The 17,719-nt window shown below is 56.5% G+C and carries 14 protein-coding genes; 8 read left to right on the top strand and 6 right to left on the bottom strand.

From position 1 onward, the window contains the following. Positions 1 to 2 precede the first annotated feature (2 nt). Positions 3 to 989 carry an MBL fold metallo-hydrolase gene (locus A4308_RS15905; protein ID WP_023330446.1) on the bottom strand — a complete coding sequence of 329 codons (987 nt, stop codon included), beginning with the start codon at positions 987 to 989 and terminating at the stop codon, positions 3 to 5. A 60-nt stretch (positions 990 to 1,049) separates the two neighbouring features. Continuing rightward, the gene (locus tag A4308_RS15900) at positions 1,050 to 1,577 is read right to left on the bottom strand and encodes a GNAT family N-acetyltransferase (protein WP_023330445.1); all 528 of its coding nucleotides are present in this window, start codon (positions 1,575 to 1,577) and stop codon (positions 1,050 to 1,052) included. Between the two features lie 132 nt (positions 1,578 to 1,709). On the opposite strand from A4308_RS15900, the gene treZ reads away from it, so the two are divergent. From treZ to glgX, 3 genes are read left to right on the top strand one after another with little or no spacing between them, the layout of a single operon-like run. Further along, positions 1,710 to 3,497, top strand: coding sequence for a malto-oligosyltrehalose trehalohydrolase (gene treZ / locus A4308_RS15895; protein WP_063308661.1), 1,788 nt, complete (start codon positions 1,710 to 1,712; stop codon positions 3,495 to 3,497). Then, positions 3,494 to 5,962 (top strand): malto-oligosyltrehalose synthase, encoded by a 2,469-nt coding sequence (treY, locus tag A4308_RS15890; protein ID WP_049010573.1) that lies wholly within the window; start codon positions 3,494 to 3,496, stop codon positions 5,960 to 5,962. The genes treZ and treY overlap by 4 nt, the downstream gene beginning before the upstream one ends. Positions 5,963 to 5,977: 15 nt before the next feature. Continuing rightward, positions 5,978 to 8,053 carry a glycogen debranching protein GlgX gene (gene glgX / locus A4308_RS15885; RefSeq protein ID WP_023330442.1) on the top strand — a complete coding sequence of 692 codons (2,076 nt, stop codon included), beginning with the start codon at positions 5,978 to 5,980 and terminating at the stop codon, positions 8,051 to 8,053. Between the two features lie 2 nt (positions 8,054 to 8,055). Here the strand turns inward: glgX and A4308_RS15880 are convergent, their stop codons facing one another. After that, positions 8,056 to 8,601 (bottom strand): winged helix DNA-binding protein, encoded by a 546-nt coding sequence (locus A4308_RS15880; RefSeq protein ID WP_014883867.1) that lies wholly within the window; start codon positions 8,599 to 8,601, stop codon positions 8,056 to 8,058. A 198-nt stretch (positions 8,602 to 8,799) separates the two neighbouring features. Between A4308_RS15880 and A4308_RS15875 the strand changes: the two genes are divergently transcribed. The 3 genes from A4308_RS15875 to A4308_RS15865 are packed head-to-tail and all read left to right on the top strand — an operon-like array spanning position 8,800 to position 11,510. Beyond that, positions 8,800 to 9,522, top strand: a complete 723-nt coding sequence (locus tag A4308_RS15875) for a DUF969 domain-containing protein (RefSeq protein WP_014883866.1) — start codon at positions 8,800 to 8,802, stop codon at positions 9,520 to 9,522. Then, positions 9,519 to 10,505, top strand: coding sequence for a DUF979 domain-containing protein (locus A4308_RS15870; RefSeq protein ID WP_023330441.1), 987 nt, complete (start codon positions 9,519 to 9,521; stop codon positions 10,503 to 10,505). The genes A4308_RS15875 and A4308_RS15870 overlap by 4 nt, the downstream gene beginning before the upstream one ends. A 9-nt stretch (positions 10,506 to 10,514) precedes the next feature. Beyond that, a complete protein-coding gene (locus A4308_RS15865; RefSeq protein WP_023330440.1) occupies positions 10,515 to 11,510 on the top strand; it encodes a DUF2891 domain-containing protein in 996 nt (331 codons plus the stop codon). A gap of 79 nt (positions 11,511 to 11,589) precedes the next feature. Here A4308_RS15865 and A4308_RS15860 read toward each other — a convergent pair whose 3' ends face one another. Next, on the bottom strand, positions 11,590 to 13,008 hold the full coding sequence (locus A4308_RS15860) for an MFS transporter (protein WP_045282117.1): 1,419 nt from the start codon (positions 13,006 to 13,008) through the stop codon (positions 11,590 to 11,592). Positions 13,009 to 13,126: 118 nt separating this feature from the next. Between A4308_RS15860 and A4308_RS15855 the strand changes: the two genes are divergently transcribed. Beyond that, positions 13,127 to 14,032, top strand: a complete 906-nt coding sequence (locus A4308_RS15855) for a LysR family transcriptional regulator (RefSeq protein ID WP_014883862.1) — start codon at positions 13,127 to 13,129, stop codon at positions 14,030 to 14,032. Between the two features lie 4 nt (positions 14,033 to 14,036). Here A4308_RS15855 and A4308_RS15850 read toward each other — a convergent pair whose 3' ends face one another. Next, positions 14,037 to 15,491 (bottom strand): Cu(+)/Ag(+) sensor histidine kinase, encoded by a 1,455-nt coding sequence (locus tag A4308_RS15850; RefSeq protein WP_023330438.1) that lies wholly within the window; start codon positions 15,489 to 15,491, stop codon positions 14,037 to 14,039. Then, positions 15,481 to 16,164: a copper/silver response regulator transcription factor gene (locus A4308_RS15845; RefSeq protein ID WP_014883860.1), complete on the bottom strand. Its 684-nt coding sequence runs from the start codon at positions 16,162 to 16,164 to the stop codon at positions 15,481 to 15,483. The genes A4308_RS15850 and A4308_RS15845 overlap by 11 nt, the downstream gene beginning before the upstream one ends. 162 nt (positions 16,165 to 16,326) lie before the next feature. Between A4308_RS15845 and A4308_RS15840 the strand changes: the two genes are divergently transcribed. Further along, a complete protein-coding gene (locus A4308_RS15840; RefSeq protein ID WP_023330436.1) occupies positions 16,327 to 17,712 on the top strand; it encodes an efflux transporter outer membrane subunit in 1,386 nt (461 codons plus the stop codon). Positions 17,713 to 17,719: the final 7 nt, after the last annotated feature.

The raw sequence follows: 17,719 nt of genomic DNA, 5'->3' as shown, positions 1-17,719 counted from the left end.
GCTTATTTCACGCTGCTGGCGTCCCGGTTGGTATAGGTAACGGGAACCCAGGCATAGCCACCGTTTTCACCTTTGGTGACATAGCCGATACCCGGGAACGGCAGATGGGGCGCGGCAATCAGGTCTCTGTTTTTCACAAAGTCCGCAAACGCCTGTTCGCGCACGCTTGCCGCTTTGTTCTGATCTTCATCGTAGGTGATGGTCACACCAGGCTGCGGGAACTGGACCGCCCCGGCATGAATGATGTCGCCGACAAAGGTGATCTTCTCGCCTTTGCTTGTCAGCGTGTAGAAGGCTGAACCCGGCGTATGGCCGGGATGAACCGTGCCGGTCAGCCCCGGAAGAATCTCAGCCGTGCCGCTAAAAGGCACCACTTTACCGGCGTCAAGATAGGGCTTTAAGGTCTTCTGCGCGACGTCAAAGTAGTTCTTGCCGTAGCCGGTTTTCTTTTGATTATCGTCGTTAAAGAAAAAGTCGACGTCGGGTTTGCCAACGAAAACGCGTGCGTTGCTGAATACCACCTTGCCGTCTTTGACCAGACCGCCCGCGTGATCGGAGTGGGCGTGGGTCAGCAGGACTTCAGTAATGTCCTCGGGTTTAACCCCTTGCGTGGCGAGGCTTTCAACCAGGCGTCCACCCGCATCAGGACCAAAGAGCTGGCCCGAGCCGGTATCCACCAGAATTTTATGTCCGGGGATCGCAATCAGGAACGCGTTAATGGAGACCTCGGCCGGGTTGGTCTGGAAATTTTTCGCGAGCAGCGCATCAATCTTTTGCGGCGTTGTCCGGCGCAGCAGCTTATGCAGATCCTGCGCGACGGTTCCGTCGGTAAAAGACGTGACAATGACATCGCCGACCTGCACGCGGTAACCGCCCGCCGGTTGTTTAACGACGTGCTGGGGCGTTTCTGCCGAAGCCTGCAGCACAGGGTAGAAAAGCAGTGAACTGGACATCAGCGTGGAAAGAGCAAGTTTTTTCATGGTAAGCATACGCGTCTCCTTTGAAAGTGCTCATCTTACTCATAGCGGCCGTAGAGCAGCGAGTTTCCTCTACACCAGCATGTAATACCAGAACAGGGCAACTTCGTCTTTTTCCGGTAAAGCGTTGTACAGATAACGGTCGTATCCGCCCAGGGTGAAACCGTAGTTTCGGTAAAACAGACAGGCCGAGACGTTCACATTTTGGGTTTCCAGCCGCAGTCCGGGCGCGTTTACGCTTCGCGCCCACACGTGCGCGGCGGCCATCAGTTTTTGTGCTGCGCCGGTTCTGCGTTTTGTACGATCTACGGCTATGTAATCCACCGAGATAAACTTATTCCAGCCAATTGATGCAGTAATAAAGCCGGCTATTTCACCCTCGTCCGTTTCTGCAACAAGAAATATGGCGTCCGGGTTAACACAATGATTTTCAAGTGTCTGGATATCGAGCTCGTAGGTTTTTATCCAGGGCTCGGCGATAGCTTCAATATGCAAATCACAATGGAGAAAAGGCTCTCGTGCAATGTGGTTAACGGTGAAAGAGAAGTCACAACATTCGAGGCGTACGAGGTCGGTATTTAATCCTTTTCGAATCTGCATAGTATTCCCGGTAGTGAGTGAGTTCATAAAGAATAGACGAAGCGGTTAAATCCGCTGAGCCAACATACTTTTAATCCTGAACTAAGCTTGTACTTCGTTCCGCGTAAAATGTGGGTCATTCGAGGACAATGAATGGAATTCAGGACATTTCAAAAGCAGTGGGGTGCTGAGTTTATTTCCGATGACGTTGTACGTTTTCGCGTCTGGGCAGAAGGACAGAAAGCGCTGACGCTACGTCTGGCCGTCACCGACGTGCCGATGACGGCAGTGGGTAACGGTTGGTTTCAGGCAGACGTTCCGGGCGTTACGCACGGCACAGAGTATCAGTTTGTCCTGCAGGACGGCATGACGGTGCCCGATCCCGCGTCTCGCGCACAGGCGAGAGACGTTAACGGCCCCTCCATCGTTATCGATCCCCGACGTTATCAGCCGGTTAACCGGGACTGGTCAGGGCGGCCGTGGGAAGAGACGGTTATCTATGAACTGCACATTGGCACGTTTACCCCGGAGGGGACCTTCCGGGCCGCGATTGAAAAACTCCCTTACCTGGCAGAACTGGGTATTACCCAGCTTGAAGTTATGCCCGTGTCTCAGTTTGGCGGATCCCGCGGCTGGGGATACGACGGTGTGTTGCTTTATGCTCCGCACGCCGCATACGGTACGCCAGAGGATTTCCACGCGTTAATCGATGCCGCGCACGGTCTTGGGCTTTCCGTGGTGCTGGATATCGTACTCAACCACTTCGGCCCGGAAGGCAACTATCTCCCGTTGCTGTCGCCTGCCTTTTTCGATGCAGAGCGGATGACGCCCTGGGGCAACGGAATCGCCTACGAGCGCGAGCCGGTAAGACATTACATTACCGATGCGCCGCTCTACTGGCTGACCGAGTACCGCCTGGACGGCCTGCGTTTTGATGCCATCGACCAGATTAAAGACAGCTCGAAGACGCATATTCTCCAGGAAATTGCAGAGAAGATCCGTGAGGCGATCCCGAACCGTCATGTTCACCTGACCACGGAAGACAGCCGCAACGTCATTTTCCTGCATCCGCGTGATGAGCACGGCAATACGCCGCTGTTTACCGCTGAGTGGAATGATGATTTCCACAACGCGGCTCACGTGTTTGCCACCGGTGAGACGCACGCGTACTACCAGGATTTTGCGTTTGAACCAGAGAAAAAATTCGCCCGGGCGCTGGCAGAAGGGTTTGTCTACCAGGGCGAGGTTTCGCTGCAAACCGGCCAGTCCCGCGGGGTGGAGTGTCACACGCAGCCACCGCAGTTCTTCGTTGATTTTATTCAGAACCACGATCAGACCGGGAATCGCGCCCATGGTGAGCGGCTTATCACCCTCGCAGGTGCCAATAAAACCCGTGTGCTGCTTGCTGCAATACTGCTTTCCCCCCATATCCCGCTGCTGTTTATGGGCGAGGAGTTTGGTGAATCACATCCGTTCCTGTTCTTCACCGATTTTCACGGCGATCTGGCCGACGCGGTGCGGGAAGGGCGCGCAAAAGAGTTTACTGGCCATGCCGGGCACGATGACGCTGTCCCGGACCCGAATGACGTGAACACCTTTGTCCGCTCAAAGCTTGACTGGAATAAAATTGCCACCGACGACGGCAAAACGTGGCTCCGCTTCACGCGCCATCTGCTTACGCTGCGTCATCGTTATATCGTTCCGCTTCTGCATGAGGGAAGTCGCGTCGAGGGCAAGGTGATCGGGACGGCACCCGGTATGGTGGCCGTAAGCTGGCGCTTCCCGTCCGGAACGCTTTCGCTGGCGCTCAATATCGGCAATAAATCTGTCAAACCGCCCGCTCTCCCGGGGGAGACGCGCTTCGCCTGGCCGGAGGTAACCGACATTTTGCCGCCGAACAGTATTGTCGTTCGCTTTGCTGATGGAGAAGCATCGTTATGATCCCTTCCGCCACGTACCGTATACAGTTCCGTAATGGCATGACCTTCGATCGCGTTGTCGCGCTGGTACCCTATCTGAAAGACCTCGGCATCAGCCACCTTTATGCCTCCCCGGTGTTTACTGCCACAACGGATTCCACGCACGGCTATGACGTCACCAACCCGAATGAAATAGACCCTGCGATCGGCGGACGCGAAGGTTTCGACCGAATGTCCGCGGCGCTTAAGCAGGCCGGCATGGGGCTGATACTGGATATTGTCCCTAACCATATGTCGACTTCTCTGGAAAACACCTGGTGGCGGGACGTGATTGAGTACGGACAGCAGAGCCGCTATTTCCGCTATTTCGATATCGACGGGTCTCGCCCGCTGACGCTGCCGTTTCTCGGGGACACCTTTGAGGCGGAGCTGGAGAAGGGAGCCATTACTTTAAAACGTGACCCTGTCACAAACAAAGCCGCTCTGATCTATTACGACACCGCATATCCGCTCAACCCGGGCACGTTCAGCGAGGATAAGAGCCTTGCGGAACTGCATGAAGCACAAAGCTGGCGATTGATGTCCTGGCGGGAAGCGCCGAAACAGCTTTCGTGGCGACGTTTCTTTGAGATTACCGGTCTGGTGGGCGTGCGGGTTGAAGATGACGCGGTATTCGACGATACGCATCGCCTCATCCTTGAACTGGTTCACGCGGGTGTGGTGGACGGTCTGCGGATCGACCATATCGACGGTCTGGCCGATCCGCTGGGCTATCTGCAGCGCCTGCGGCAGGCAACCGGACCGGACTGTTATATCACGGTCGAGAAAATTCTCGCTAAAGGAGAACAGCTTCCCGCCGAGTGGCCCGTCTCCGGTACTACCGGGTACGAATTTATCGCTTCGCTGGCGGAAGTGCTGGTCGACGACGATATCCTGTCGCGTCTGGAAAAAATTCACGACGAGACGCTGGGGGTAACGGTCGATCGCCACGCGGAACTGCGCGATGCGAAAGGCCTGATGACCGATCGTAACTTTGAGGGCGAGTTCACCACGCTGCTTAATCTTGCAGACGATCTGGCCCGCCGCAATGACGTTGCGCTGCAGCGCGATGATATTCACCACGCGTTACGCGAGCTGCTTATCGCCTTTCCGGTGTACCGCACCTACGGCACCCGGGAGGGGTTAACCCCGCCAGATGTCGCGCTGCTTAACCGCGTGGTCGCCAGCGTAGAGACATCCGAAGCCGCCCTGAGCCTGATAGTCCGCATTCTTACCGGCGATTTGCCGGAAGAGTGCCGCGAGTCCGCCGCGCTTTTCAGAACCCGCTTTCAGCAGTTGACTGGGCCGCTGATGGCGAAGTCCGTTGAAGACACGCTGTTCTTTCGTCATAACCTGGAGCTGGCGCTTAATGAAGTGGGCGCCGACCCGACGCCGCGCGCGTTCTCGCTATCCCGCTTTCATCAGGAGATGCGCATTCGTCTGGCCCGTCAGCCCGATGCGCTGCTGGGCACCTCCACGCACGATACCAAGCGCGGGGAAGATGCCCGGGCCCGGCTTTACACCCTGACGGAGGCCCCGGAACAGTGGGGCGAAAATCTGGCCCGCTGGCGCCAGATGAACCAGACCCAGGTGCGGTTTCTCAATGACGGTACCGCGCCAAACGCCGCCGACACCTGGATGATCTATCAGGCGCTGGCAGGCGTCTGGCCGGCCACGCTGTCGCCGGACGACGCCGACGGGCTTGCCTCGCTGGAGGCGCGTTTTATCGCTTTCCTCGAAAAAGCGCTGCGCGAGGCGAAACAGCGCACAGACTGGATCGACAGCAACGAGAGCTATGAGAGCGTGGTGCTGCGCTATGCCCGGCACCTGCTTTCACCTGACAACACGCTGTTTCTGCATGATTTCAGCGAGTCCATGCGGCCCTTTATCCGCGCCGGACTGATGAACAGCCTCAGCCAGACGGTGATTAAGCTGACGGCGCCCGGCGTGCCGGATATCTATCAGGGCAGCGAGGCGCTTAACGTTAGCCTTGTCGATCCGGATAACCGCCGCGAGCCGGACTTTCCGACGCTGGTGCAAAACCTCAGCGTGGCGAATGCCGGTATGTTTGAAAACCCGGCGTGCTGGCAGGACGGAAGGGTGAAGCAGTTTGTCACCGCTACGCTCCTGCGTCTGCGTCCACACTATCCCGGGCTGTTTCGCTATGGCGACTGGCTGCCGCTTAAAGTGTCCGGCGATCGGGAGGAGCATCTGATTGTCTATGCGCGGGTGAAAGACGGCGAGGTGCTGATTGTTGCCGTGCCGCGACTGGTTTTTGGCGTCACCGATAACCGCACGCTGTGGGGCAATACCACGGTGGCGATACCCGAGGCGCTGGCAGGAAAACGCTATCGGGATCTGTTCAGCGGTGAAAGCCGCATGCTGCAAGAGACGCTGGATTTAACGTCGGAAAAGGGATGTGTACTGGTTCTGCTTACCTGCGAATAATCGTGGAGAACGAAAATGGCAAAGGATACAACGTTTGAAATTCGGGCCGGTCATGGCCAGCAGTTGGGTGCAAATTATGACGGGAAGGGGGTCAACTTCGCGCTGTTCTCCGCTCACGCTGAGCGGGTGGAGCTCTGTCTGTTTGACCCCTCCGGGAAAACGGAAATCGCCCGGCTCGAGCTTCCTGAATATACCCACGAAGTCTGGCACGGCTATGTGCCGGATCTGAAGCCCGGTACGCTTTACGGCTATCGCGTCTACGGCCCCTATGACCCGGAAAACGGTCATCGCTTCAACCCGCATAAACTGCTTATCGACCCCTATGCCCGCGAACTGGTGGGTGATATCGACTGGAACGAGGCCCATTTCGGCTATGCGCTGGGGCATGACGAATTAGACTTGAGTTTTGATACCCGTGACAGCGCGCCGTTCACGCCAAAATGTAAGGTTATCGACCCGAACGCCTGTGACTGGCAGGACACTAACCGACCCACTATCCCCTGGCCGAACACCGTGGTGTATGAAAGCCACGTAAAAGGGTTTACCCAGATGAACCCGGCAATTCCTCCCGAACTGCGGGGCACCTTTGAGGGGATGGGGCATAAAGCCTCCGTGGACTACATCAAAAGCCTCGGCATCACCTCGGTGGAGCTGCTCCCTGTTCACTGGTTCCCGGACGATCAACATCTTCTCGACCGCGGTCTGAAAAACTTCTGGGGCTATAACACGCTGGGCTTTTTTGCGCCGGCGTCGCGCTACTTCGGCCCGGCGGGGATCCAGGGCTTTCGCGATATGGTGCGCGCTTATCATGATGCTGGCATCGAAGTGATTCTCGACGTGGTGTATAACCACACGGCGGAAGGCAATGAGCTTGGCCCCACGCTCTCGTTTAAAGGCATTGATAACTACAGCTATTATCGCACACTGCCTGACCAGCACCGGTATTACATCAACGACACCGGAACGGGGAACACGGTCAATACCTCTCACCCGCGTGTGCTGCAGATGGTGATGGATTCGCTGCGCTACTGGGCGGAGTCGATGCATATTGACGGTTTCCGTTTCGACCTGGGAACGATACTGGGCCGCGAGCCGGAAGGGTTTGATCCGCGCGGCGGCTTTTTCGACGCCATGACCCAGGATCCGGTTTTATCCCGACTGAAGCTAATTGGTGAACCCTGGGATATCGGCCCCGGCGGCTATCAGGTGGGCGGTTTTCCGCCAGGCTGGGGTGAATGGAACGACAAATACCGCGACACCGTACGCGAGTACTGGAAGGGGGATAACGTCTCTAACGACTTTGCCGCCCGTCTGCTGGGATCCGGTGACTTGTACGATCTGCGCGGGCGTCGCCCCTGGGCCAGCGTTAATTTCATCACCGCCCATGACGGCTTTACGCTGAATGACCTGGTGTCGTACAACGAGAAGCATAACGCCGACAACGGGGAAGACAATAATGATGGCCATAACGATAACCGTTCATACAACTATGGCGAAGAAGGGCCGACGGAGAACCCGGATATTATTGCTACCCGCGAAAGGCAGAAGCGTAATTTCCTGACCACGCTGCTGTTTTCCCATGGTACGCCAATGCTGCTGGCCGGCGATGAGTTTGGCCGCACGCAGAAGGGCAACAACAACGGCTACTGCCAGGACAGTGAGATCTCGTGGATCGACTGGAAAGGACTCTCCGAGAACGACGCTGCGCTGCGCGAGTTTACCCGACGTTTGATTGCGCTTCGTGCCGCGCAACCGTTATTGCGTCGTGAAAGCTGGCGCGACGGGCTGGAGATCCGCTGGTTTAACGCCGGCGGCGGTCCGCAGCAGGCAGAGCAGTGGGATGAGGGCTCGACGCTCGGGGTGTCCATCAGCAGGCCCGATCTCAAACAGGAAGAGGGGATCTGGCACGATGTGCTCATGCTGTTCAACCCGTTTGAAGGCAGCGTGGCATTCCAGATCCCACAGTTTGGTGAAGGGGGATGGGTGCTGGAGCTGTCTACAGCCGATGACGCCGTGACCGGGAAGGCGATCACCGAAGCGGTAGAATTCGAGCTGGCCGGACGCAGCATTACTCTTTTCCGACGGCCCTGAGTTTACAGTGATGCCGCCGCCCTGGCGGCGGTGTCGTACAGGGAGGAAATCGTGCGTAACAGCTGCGCGGTTTCGCCAATGGATTTTCCGGCAATGCCGCTCTCCGCATGTATCGCGATCAGACACGCCTCCCGCACGTCGCGGTATTTCATACATAACGCTTTACCTTCCTCCGTGGTGGAGAAAAAGAGCTCTTTACCCGCTTTCTCACTTGTCACGTAGCCTGCTTTAACCAGCTTTTTCAGGGCATAAGTCACCACATGCGTATCTTCCACGTTGAGAACAAAACAGATATCAGCCAGCTTTTTCTTGCGGTCGCGGTGGTTCACATGGTGCAGAAGTGAGACATCAAAGGCGCCCATATCGGGCTCGCCGGCAGCCGTCATGCAGCGCACCATCCATTTGTTGAACGCGTTGCTGGTCATGATCAGCGCGTATTCCAGCTCTGACAGTTCCGCGCAGCGCTCGGACACCAGATGGCGGGACGAGACGATCCGGCCATCGTTGATGTCGTCGTGATGGGGTGAAGCACGCTTTTCTGAGGTCATAACGTTCCTTAGTCAGAAATGTAAACTCATCGATAAAATAAGAACATTTTATTGATAAATTGTTTACATGTTTTTGAGGTTCAGATATAGCTTTTTAGCGCAGGTTTTGCAAAGCCTGACGAAAACACAACATCGCTCGCCGCAAATTAAAAAAATAGCCGTCGGCGCGCAACGCTCACTTTCGATAGGGTAAACGTTATGGACGGTTCTACGCTGTTGCCGCTGATCGGGATACCGATCGTGGTTATTGGTTTTGCTTTGCGCTTCAACCCGCTACTGGTGGTCGTGGTCGCGGGGCTGGCGACGGGTCTGCTGGTCGGTATGGATTTCGGCATGCTGCTTGAGACCTTTGGCGAGAAGTTCGTCAATAGCCGATCGCTCGCGACCTTCATTCTGATCCTGCCGGTCATTGGTCTGCTGGAATATTACGGGCTAAAAGAGCGCGCCCAGGCCTGGGTCGCGAAGATCGCCAGCGCCACCTCGGCGCGTATTTTGATGCTCTACTTTGTCGCCCGTGAAGGCACGGCCGCGCTGGGGTTGATGTCGCTGGGCGGGCATGCCCAGACGGTACGCCCGCTGCTGGCGCCGATGGCTGAAGGGGCCGCTCTGAACGAGTATGGTGAACTGCCGCAGCATATCCGCGACAAAATCAAAGCCCATGCCGCCGCGTGTGACAATATCGCGGTCTTCTTTGGGGAAGACATTTTTATCGCCTTTGGTGCAGTGCTGCTGATTGACGCGTTCCTGAAAGAGAACGGCATTCAGGGGATTGAACCGCTCCATATCGGCCTGTGGGCCATTCCGACGGCCATTGCGGCATTGATTATTCATATGACACGCCTGCTGCGCCTGGATGCCAGTATCCGTCGTGACGTGATGGCCTGGCGTGCAGAGCAGGCAACGCAGGGGGCCGCGCAATGATGACGCTTATCACCATTAACCGCGTGTACTACCTGATTGGCTTCGTCGTGATGTTGCTGGTGGTCATGACCCTGCGCGATCGTGCGAATCCGAAGCGTTTCACCACGGCGCTTTTCTGGTTTTTATTCGGCGGGATTTTCCTGTTCGGTGATCTGATGGTTCAGGAGCTCGGCAAATCGCTGGCGTACCGGATCATCGGCGGCAGCGTTATCGTTATCGCGCTGCTGGCGGGCTTTGGTCTTGTCGGAAAGGGGCACTACAAAATGGCCTCCGATGAGGAACGGGTTGCCTCGTCAAACCGCCTCAAAAACTGGCTGTTCCTGCCTGCGCTGATGATCCCCGTGGTGACGGTGATCGGGACGCTGTTCCTGAAGGGCGTGTCGATTGGCGGCGTTTATCTTCTCGACCAGAAACAGCTCACCCTTGCGGCGCTGTGCGTGGCCTGCGTCGCGGCGATCCTCACCGGCTGGTGGCTGACGAAGGGCACGCCGCTGCACGCGATTCGCCAGTCTCGCCGTCTTGTCGATACCATCGGCTGGGCGGTGATCCTGCCGCAGATGCTGGCCATGCTGGGTGGGGTATTCGTGGCGGCCAATACCGGTGACTCCGTGCAAAAGGTGGTGAGCCTGTTTGTGAACCCGGATAACCGCTTTATGCTGGTGGTGATTTACTGCGTGGGGATGGCGCTGTTTACCATGATCATGGGTAACGCCTTTGCCGCTTTCCCGGTATTGAGTGCCGGTATCGCCTTGCCGTTCCTGATTAACGTGCATCACGGTAACCCGGCACCGCTGCTGGCGATTGGCATGTACGCAGGGTATTGCGGCACGCTGATGACGCCGATGGCCGCGAACTTCAATATCGTGCCCGCCGCGCTGCTGGAGCTGAAGGACAAATATCAGGTAATCAAGATCCAGATCCCGACCGCGTTAACCTTGCTGGTGGTGAACGTGTTCTTAATGTATTTCCTCGTTTTTCGCTAAGGAGCGGTTATGGAATTAACGCAACAACAGGCTGACGCGTTTGCCCGAATGCCTTTAACCTATTTGCGCCAGGAATACCCGAACCACATCATGCACCTGCTGAATGATGATGGGGATGTTCTGCCGCCTCGCGAACTGCACCCGATTTTCTACGGCTGTTTTGACTGGCACTCGGCCGTGCACGGCTACTGGCTGCTGCTGCGCTGCGTGCGTCTCTATCCAGAATTGCCGTGCCGGGAAGAAATCGTCGCGCTATTCGACGAGCACCTAACCGAAGAGAACGTGGCTAAGGAACTGGCCTATTTTACTGCGCCGTTCCGCGCCTCGTTTGAGCGCCCGTATGGCTACGGCTGGCTGCTGGCGCTGGCCCAGGAACTGAAACAGTCGTCGCTGCCGCAGGCCGCAGGCTGGTATCAGACGCTTGAACCGTTAACGCAGGATATTCGCAATCGTCTGGTGGATTACCTCGGCAAGCTCACCTATCCGATCCGCGTCGGGACGCATTACAACACGGCGTTTGCTCTGGCGCTGGCGCTCGACTATGCGCGTACAGTGAGTGACAGCGGGCTTGAGCAGGCTATTCTGGCATCAGCGGAACGGTTTTATCTCGCCGACACGCGCTACCCGGCGCACTACGAGCCCGGCGGTGATGAGTATATTTCCGGTGCGCTGACAGAAGCGTTGCTGATGAGCAAGGTGGCAGAGGACTTCCCGGCCTGGTTCGACGCGTTTCTGCCGGAGGTGGGCGCCGTTGCAGCCCTGATGAGCCCGGCGCAAGTGAGTGACCGTACCGACCCGAAAATTGCCCATCTGGACGGGTTAAACCTAAGCCGCGCCTGGTGTATGAAGCATATCGCAAAAGCGCTTCCCGCAAACCATCCGGCGCAGCAGGCGCTGCGTGATTCGGTGGCGAAACACCTGATGGCAAGCGTAGAGCATGTTGTCGGCAGCCACTACAGCGGCGGGCACTGGCTGGCGAGCTTTGCGCTGCTGGCGCTGGAGTAAATAAACGATACGCCTTTCTTGCCGGGTGGCGCTGCGCTTACCCGGCCTACATTGTTCATTAAAATCAATATATTGCATATTATCTTGTAGGCCCGTGCAAGCGTAGCGCCGCCGGGCGCAGCCTGCTCGCGCTAAACAACACGGCGCCCGTCGAGGCTATGACGGCGATCCACAGCGCAACATGCACGATCCGGTCATCAAGGGTTTGGCCGGGTGTTGCCGCCAGCAGCACGCCCACCGTAGCGGCGCCGAGACACTGGCCGAATGTCCTGACGATAGACAACACGCCGGAGGCATAGCTGGCATAGTCCCGCGCCACGTTAGCGAGCATTTCCCGGTTATTGGGGCTCTGGAAGCAGCCAAACCCTATCCCGCAAACCAGGCTGCGTAGGCAGATATTCCATACGGATGGGCTTTCAGGCAGGGTCGCCAGCAGAACCAACCCACCGACAAATATCATCAGCCCGAGGGTCGAAATCAGCGGCGCGGAAATCGTATCAGCCCAACGCCCCGCGTGCGGCGCAATCAGCACAATACCTATCGGCCACGGGGTAAAGAGCAGCGCAGAAACCACGGGACTGTAGCCATACACGCTCTGAAACAGGAACGGCAGCGCGACAAAGGTGATGCCCTGGCTCACAAACGAGGCCAGCGAGGTTAGCGCAGCGAGGGTAAAGCGTCCGTTTTTGAATATGACGGGCGGCAATAAAGGGTGACTTGCCCGCCGAATCCGCCAGATAAAGGCGAGGGCGCTCATCAGCGCGATAAGTCCCCAGCCGATGGCTTCGTGATGAATGTGCTGCGTGACGCGCTGAAGACTGTTGGCCGTCATGATCGTGGCTCCCAGAAATGTTGCGGAGAGCACCGCGCCTGGCGCATCAAAGGAGGATTTATCACCCGCTGATTCCTTCGGTAAAGCGCGCCATGCCAGCAGCAGGGCGATGCAGCCTGGAATAAGGTTAATGGCGAACAGCCATTGCCAGCTCAGCGCGTTCAGTATCGTTCCACCCAGCACCGGGGCTATCGCCGTGCTGGAGGCTATAAGCAGGGCGTGCAGCCCCAGAATGCGGCCAAGCAGTCTGCCGGGGAAAACGGATCGCAGGATTGCCGGGGCGATGCTCAGGGTAGCCGCACCGCCGATGCCCTGCAGAATACGCATTCCGATCAGCACATCCGGGGTCTTCGCAAGCGCGCAGCCGAGAGAGGTAAGCGTAAAGGTAGCAAGCCCGGCCAGAAACACCGGGCGATAGCCCACGCGCGCCGCCAGCGCGGCAAAGATGGCGAGGGTCATGGCCGCTGACAGCAGATAACCGTTGGCGAACCAGACAGCAACATTGGCAGGAACCTGCATTGCGCTTGCCATGGAGGGGAGCGCGATGTTGATCATCGTTCCGTCAAAGACCCCCATCAGCGTGGTGGTCATCACGGCGGCTAGGACCCGGGCGCGCTCATGCCCGGATAAACCTTCATCGCCGGGCAGGTTTGAAAATAGCGTCATCGTCGTTACTCCAGAAAAAGAATAGTAATGACGAAACTATAATCATCAGGTATACAGGGCGGAAGACGCAGCATTTGCACTTAATCGTTGCATATAACGCCTTATCTGAGGATTCCTCGTGACCGATCCTGACTTTAATCTGCTTGTCGCGCTCGATGTCCTGCTGGCCGAAGCCAGCGTGGCGGGCGCGGCGCGACGCTTAAACCTGAGCACCTCCGCCATGAGCCGAACCCTGAGCAGGCTGCGGGAGGTCACCGGCGATCCTATTCTGGTTCGGGCGGGTCGTCAGATGGTGCTGACCCCCTGGGCGGAAGCCACACGGGATCGCGCCCGCAACGCCGTACACGAGGCGAGGGCGGTGCTCCAGCCCTCCAGCGATACGCTGAAGGTCGAGAATCTGGCGCGCCTGTTCACCATCAGAGCCAACGACGGTTTTGTGGTGGCGTTTGGGCCACTGCTTATTGCCGCAGTCGCGAGTGTTGCCCCCGACGTTTGTATCCGTTTCTCCCCGAAACCTGAAAAAACATCGCGCTATCTGCGAGAGGGGCTTGTCGATCTGGAAATCGGCGTGCAGAGCAATATGGGGCCTGAAATACGTCTGCAACGGCTGTTTCAGGACAGGTTTGTTGGCGCAGTGCGCCAGGGGCATCCACTGGCTTCGCGCCCGTCAGTTAGCCTGCAGGATTATATCTCCTGGGGGCATGTGGTGGCCTCGCCCGACGGATCGTTACACGGGTTTGTCGATGACGCGCTGGCGGAACGCGGGATGAAACGTAACGTCGCCAGCGTTGTGCCCGGTTTCCCGACGGCGTTATCCGTGGCGTTGGCCTCCGATCTGATTGCCATGGTCCCGGCGCTGTATTTGCTCAATCAGCCCATGTCAGAACGCGTACACGTCTTTGAACTGCCGTTTAAAACCCGGAGCATTACCGTCTCACAGATGTGGCATCCGCGCATGGAAAAGGATCCCGCGCACCGGTGGCTCAGGGAGAAGGTGCTGGAAGTGTGTCGGCCGGTTCGCTGACCGCTTAAACGGTTTTCTTCGGCACGGAAAGTATAAAGCGCGTCGATACCGCATCGGATTCCACACGGATTTTTCCGTGATGGGCGCTGACGATGGATTTCACGATGGCAAGGCCGATGCCGCTGCCTTCGCCTTTACGCTGTCTTGATGGATCCACCCGGTAAAAGCGGTCAAACAGCCTTGGCAGATGTTCTTCCGGGATCGGCGCGCCGGGGTTGGCAACCACCAGTTCAATATTGTTTTCCTGCTCTCGGAGTGAGACGGTCACCGCTTTTCCTTCCGGCGTATAGCGCAGGGCATTGGATAACAGATTGTTAATCGCCCTTCTGAACATCTGCGGATCGCCTTCTGTCAGGCAGGGCATTCCGTTAAATTTCAGCGTGACGTTACGTTCTTCCGCCCAGGCTTCGAAGAAATCGAACACTTTCATGACTTCAGCGCGCAAATCAAAGATCGCCCGGTCCGGGATGAGCTGATTATTATCCGCCTGCGCCAGGAACAGCATGTCGCTGACCATCCGGGTCATTCGGTTGTACTCTTCAAGGCTGGAATACAGCACATCTTCCAACTCCTTCTGAGAACGGTTCTGGCTCAGCGCAATTTCCGTTTGCGTCACCAGATTGGTAACAGGCGTTCTGATCTCATGCGCGATATCGGCGGAAAAATTGGCCTGGCGGGTAAAGACATCTTCTATTTTTTCAATCATATGGTTGAAAGAGATCACCAGCTGTTCCAGCTCAACGGGCACGCGGGACGGTTCAAGTCGCGCGTCGAGATTCTCTGAGGTGATATTTTTAATGGCGGTGCTGACGTTACGCAGAGGCAGATGGCCCTGGCGTACCGCAATACGAATGACAACAATAATCAGCAGACTGATTGCCGCGGCAATCGCGAAGAGATTCTTCTTCAGGGCATCCAGGTAGTGCAGATGAAAATTAATGGAGAGGCCAATCAGCATCACGTAGTCCTGCGATTTGCCCTGCAATGTCGCCGTGCCTGACGAGGCGATAATCCGGTACGTGTCCATTTTCATGTCGGGCTCCGCGTGCATGGAAGCAGAAGAGTCCTCCACCGTCCACAGAAAGACATCCTGGGTGCGACGGTGCACGTTAAAATCCGGTGTATTCATCGCAGGGCGTAATGCTGCCCCGTGTGCCGAGCTGAACAGGGTATTTCCCTGCGGATCCACAAGCAGAACGGCAACGTTGCGGTAACTGGCGATCGACTCGTTGAGTTTACTGATTTTCTTCCGCTCGGGTTCGGCAGGAGATTGGAGGATACGGTGCATCGCGGTGCTGATTTGCTGCAGATCGCTGATGTCCTGCTCAGCAAAATGCTTTTCAACGGAATGCACCATAAACCACGTGAAGGCGAAAAACGCCAGGATCGTGGAGAGACTGATAAAAAAGGTCAGCCGAAGAGCCAGCGAAAAAGGGCGCCTGAAAGGCTTAATGCGCATCCGGCGCCTCCAGCATATAGCCCACACCGCGCACCGTCTGGATCAGCTTGTGTTCATAATCGTTATCGATTTTTGCCCGAAGCCGTTTTACCGCCACATCAATGGCGTTCGTATCGCTGTCAAAGTTCATGTCCCACACCTGAGAGGCAATCAGGGAGCGGGGCAGCACTTCTCCCTGATGACGAAGGAAAAACTCCAGCAGGCTGAACTCCTTACTGGTTAACAGGATGCGATTCCCCGCCCGGCTCACTTTTCTCGACACGAGGTCAACCGTCAGGTCAGCCACCTGAAGCTGGCTTTCCGCAATCACCGTATTTCCGCGCCTCAGCAGCGTTCTTACCCGGGCGAGAAGTTCAGCAAAGGCAAAAGGCTTAATCAGATAATCATCCGCACCCAGCTCAAGCCCTTTGACCCGGTGTTCAATGGTGCCGAGCGCCGTGAGGAGCAGTATGGGCATTCCTTTCCCGGCCGAACGCAGCATGCGGACAATATCCCAGCCGTTCACGTCGGGAAGCATAATATCCAGAATCAGCAGATCGTATTCCGCAGTCATGGCGAGATGGTAACCGTTGAGGCCATTGTCAGCGTGGTCGACGATAAACCCCGCTTCAGTCAGCCCCTTGCTGAGGTATTCACCGGTTTTCATTTCGTCTTCGACGATCAGTATTTTCATCTTGCTCCCCTGACTGGCTGCTGACGACATTCTATTGTGCTCGCGGCCGTTAACAATGACTTACGTTAAAAATGACAACATTGTCATTATCCTGTCACCCGTCAAACAGGATGCGTTCAGTAGAGTGACCCTAAAAATACTCTGGACTTCATTTGAACCATTATGTTCCTGTTAAAACGACTTAGCATCAGTACGGTATTTTTCCTGACAGGCTGCGTCTCGCTGGCGCCTGAGTACCAGCGACCCGCGTCACCGGTGCCCCAGCAGTTTTCGTTATCCCGAAATGGCCTGACACCTGCGGTGGCGGGGTATCAGGATACCGGCTGGCGTCACTTTTTTGTCGACCCCCAGGTCGTTGGGTTGATCAGCGACGCCCTGGAAAATAACCGCGATTTAAAAATGGCCACCCTGAAGGTTGAGGAAGCCCGGGCGCAGTTCACGGTGACGGATGCGGATCGTTATCCTCAGCTGAATGCCTCCTCGGCTATCACCTATAGCGGCGGTCTGAAAAGTGACAAACCTGCCTCGCAGCAGTACGACGCAGGTCTTGCAGTAGGCTATGAACTCGATTTCTTCGGCAAGCTCAGGAACATGAGCGAGGCTGACAGACAAAACTTTTTTGCCAGCGAAGAAGCTCGTCGAGCGGTGCATATTCTGCTCATCTCTAACGTGTCGCAGAGCTATTTCAGCCAGCAGCTGGCCTATAAACAACGCCGTATTGCGCAGGAGACGCTGAAGAATTACCAGCAGTCTTACGCGTTCGTTGAGCAACAGCTGGTAACCGGCAGCACAAACGTCCTGGCGCTGGAGCAGGCCCGGGGGCAGATTGAAAGCACTCAGGCAGAGATAGCCAAAAGAGAGGGTGAGCTGGCGCAGGCCAATAATGCCCTGCAGCTGGTCCTCGGAACGTATCGCGCACTGCCGGGCAACAGCGGCATGAACGCCAGCGATATTGCGCCGGTCAGGCTGCCGCCTCATCTTTCATCAGCGATACTGCTGCAGCGCCCGGATATTATGGAGGCGGAGTATCAGCTTAAAGCGGCCGATGCGAATATCGGTGCGGCACGTGCTGCCTTTTTCCCGTCCATTTCACTGACCAGCGGACTTTCAACGGGCAGCACGGAACTCTCCAGCCTTTTCACAACGGGCAGTGGGATGTGGAATTTTATCCCTAAAATTGATATCCCCCTGTTTAATGCAGGCAGAAATAAAGCCAACCTGAAGCTGGCTGAAATTCGCCAGCAGCAGTCGGTTGTGAATTACGAACAAAAAATTCAGTCCGCCTTTAAACAGGTTGCTGACGCGCTCGCGCTGCGGGAAAGCATTAACCAGCAAATTAATGCCCAGCAGCGGTATCTTGATTCGCTAAATATCACCCTGCAACGTGCCAGAGGGTTATATTCCAGCGGTGCGGTGAGCTATATCGAAGTGCTTGATGCAGAACGTTCTCTGCTCTCCACGCAGCAAACTCTTCTCGACCTTATTTATGCCCGTCAGGTGAATGAAATTACGCTCTTCACCGCACTGGGTGGCGGTTGGGTCGAATAAATTCATT

Source organism: Enterobacter sp. ODB01 (assembly GCF_001623605.1).
GTDB classification, from domain to species: domain Bacteria; phylum Pseudomonadota; class Gammaproteobacteria; order Enterobacterales; family Enterobacteriaceae; genus Enterobacter; species Enterobacter kobei.
Note: the sequence above shows the minus strand (reverse complement) of the source record. Positions and strands in the feature narration are given on the sequence as shown.

Coding starts and splice junctions, on each gene's coding strand:
- A4308_RS15905 (WP_023330446.1), bottom strand. CDS start 989: ATGCTTACCATGAAAAAACTTGCTCTTTCCACGCTGATGTCCAGTTCA.
- A4308_RS15900 (WP_023330445.1), bottom strand. CDS start 1,577: ATGCAGATTCGAAAAGGATTAAATACCGACCTCGTACGCCTCGAATGT.
- treZ (WP_063308661.1), top strand. CDS start 1,710: ATGGAATTCAGGACATTTCAAAAGCAGTGGGGTGCTGAGTTTATTTCC.
- treY (WP_049010573.1), top strand. CDS start 3,494: ATGATCCCTTCCGCCACGTACCGTATACAGTTCCGTAATGGCATGACC.
- glgX (WP_023330442.1), top strand. CDS start 5,978: ATGGCAAAGGATACAACGTTTGAAATTCGGGCCGGTCATGGCCAGCAG.
- A4308_RS15880 (WP_014883867.1), bottom strand. CDS start 8,601: ATGACCTCAGAAAAGCGTGCTTCACCCCATCACGACGACATCAACGAT.
- A4308_RS15875 (WP_014883866.1), top strand. CDS start 8,800: ATGGACGGTTCTACGCTGTTGCCGCTGATCGGGATACCGATCGTGGTT.
- A4308_RS15870 (WP_023330441.1), top strand. CDS start 9,519: ATGATGACGCTTATCACCATTAACCGCGTGTACTACCTGATTGGCTTC.
- A4308_RS15865 (WP_023330440.1), top strand. CDS start 10,515: ATGGAATTAACGCAACAACAGGCTGACGCGTTTGCCCGAATGCCTTTA.
- A4308_RS15860 (WP_045282117.1), bottom strand. CDS start 13,008: ATGACGCTATTTTCAAACCTGCCCGGCGATGAAGGTTTATCCGGGCAT.
- A4308_RS15850 (WP_023330438.1), bottom strand. CDS start 15,491: ATGCGCATTAAGCCTTTCAGGCGCCCTTTTTCGCTGGCTCTTCGGCTG.
- A4308_RS15845 (WP_014883860.1), bottom strand. CDS start 16,164: ATGAAAATACTGATCGTCGAAGACGAAATGAAAACCGGTGAATACCTC.
- A4308_RS15840 (WP_023330436.1), top strand. CDS start 16,327: ATGTTCCTGTTAAAACGACTTAGCATCAGTACGGTATTTTTCCTGACA.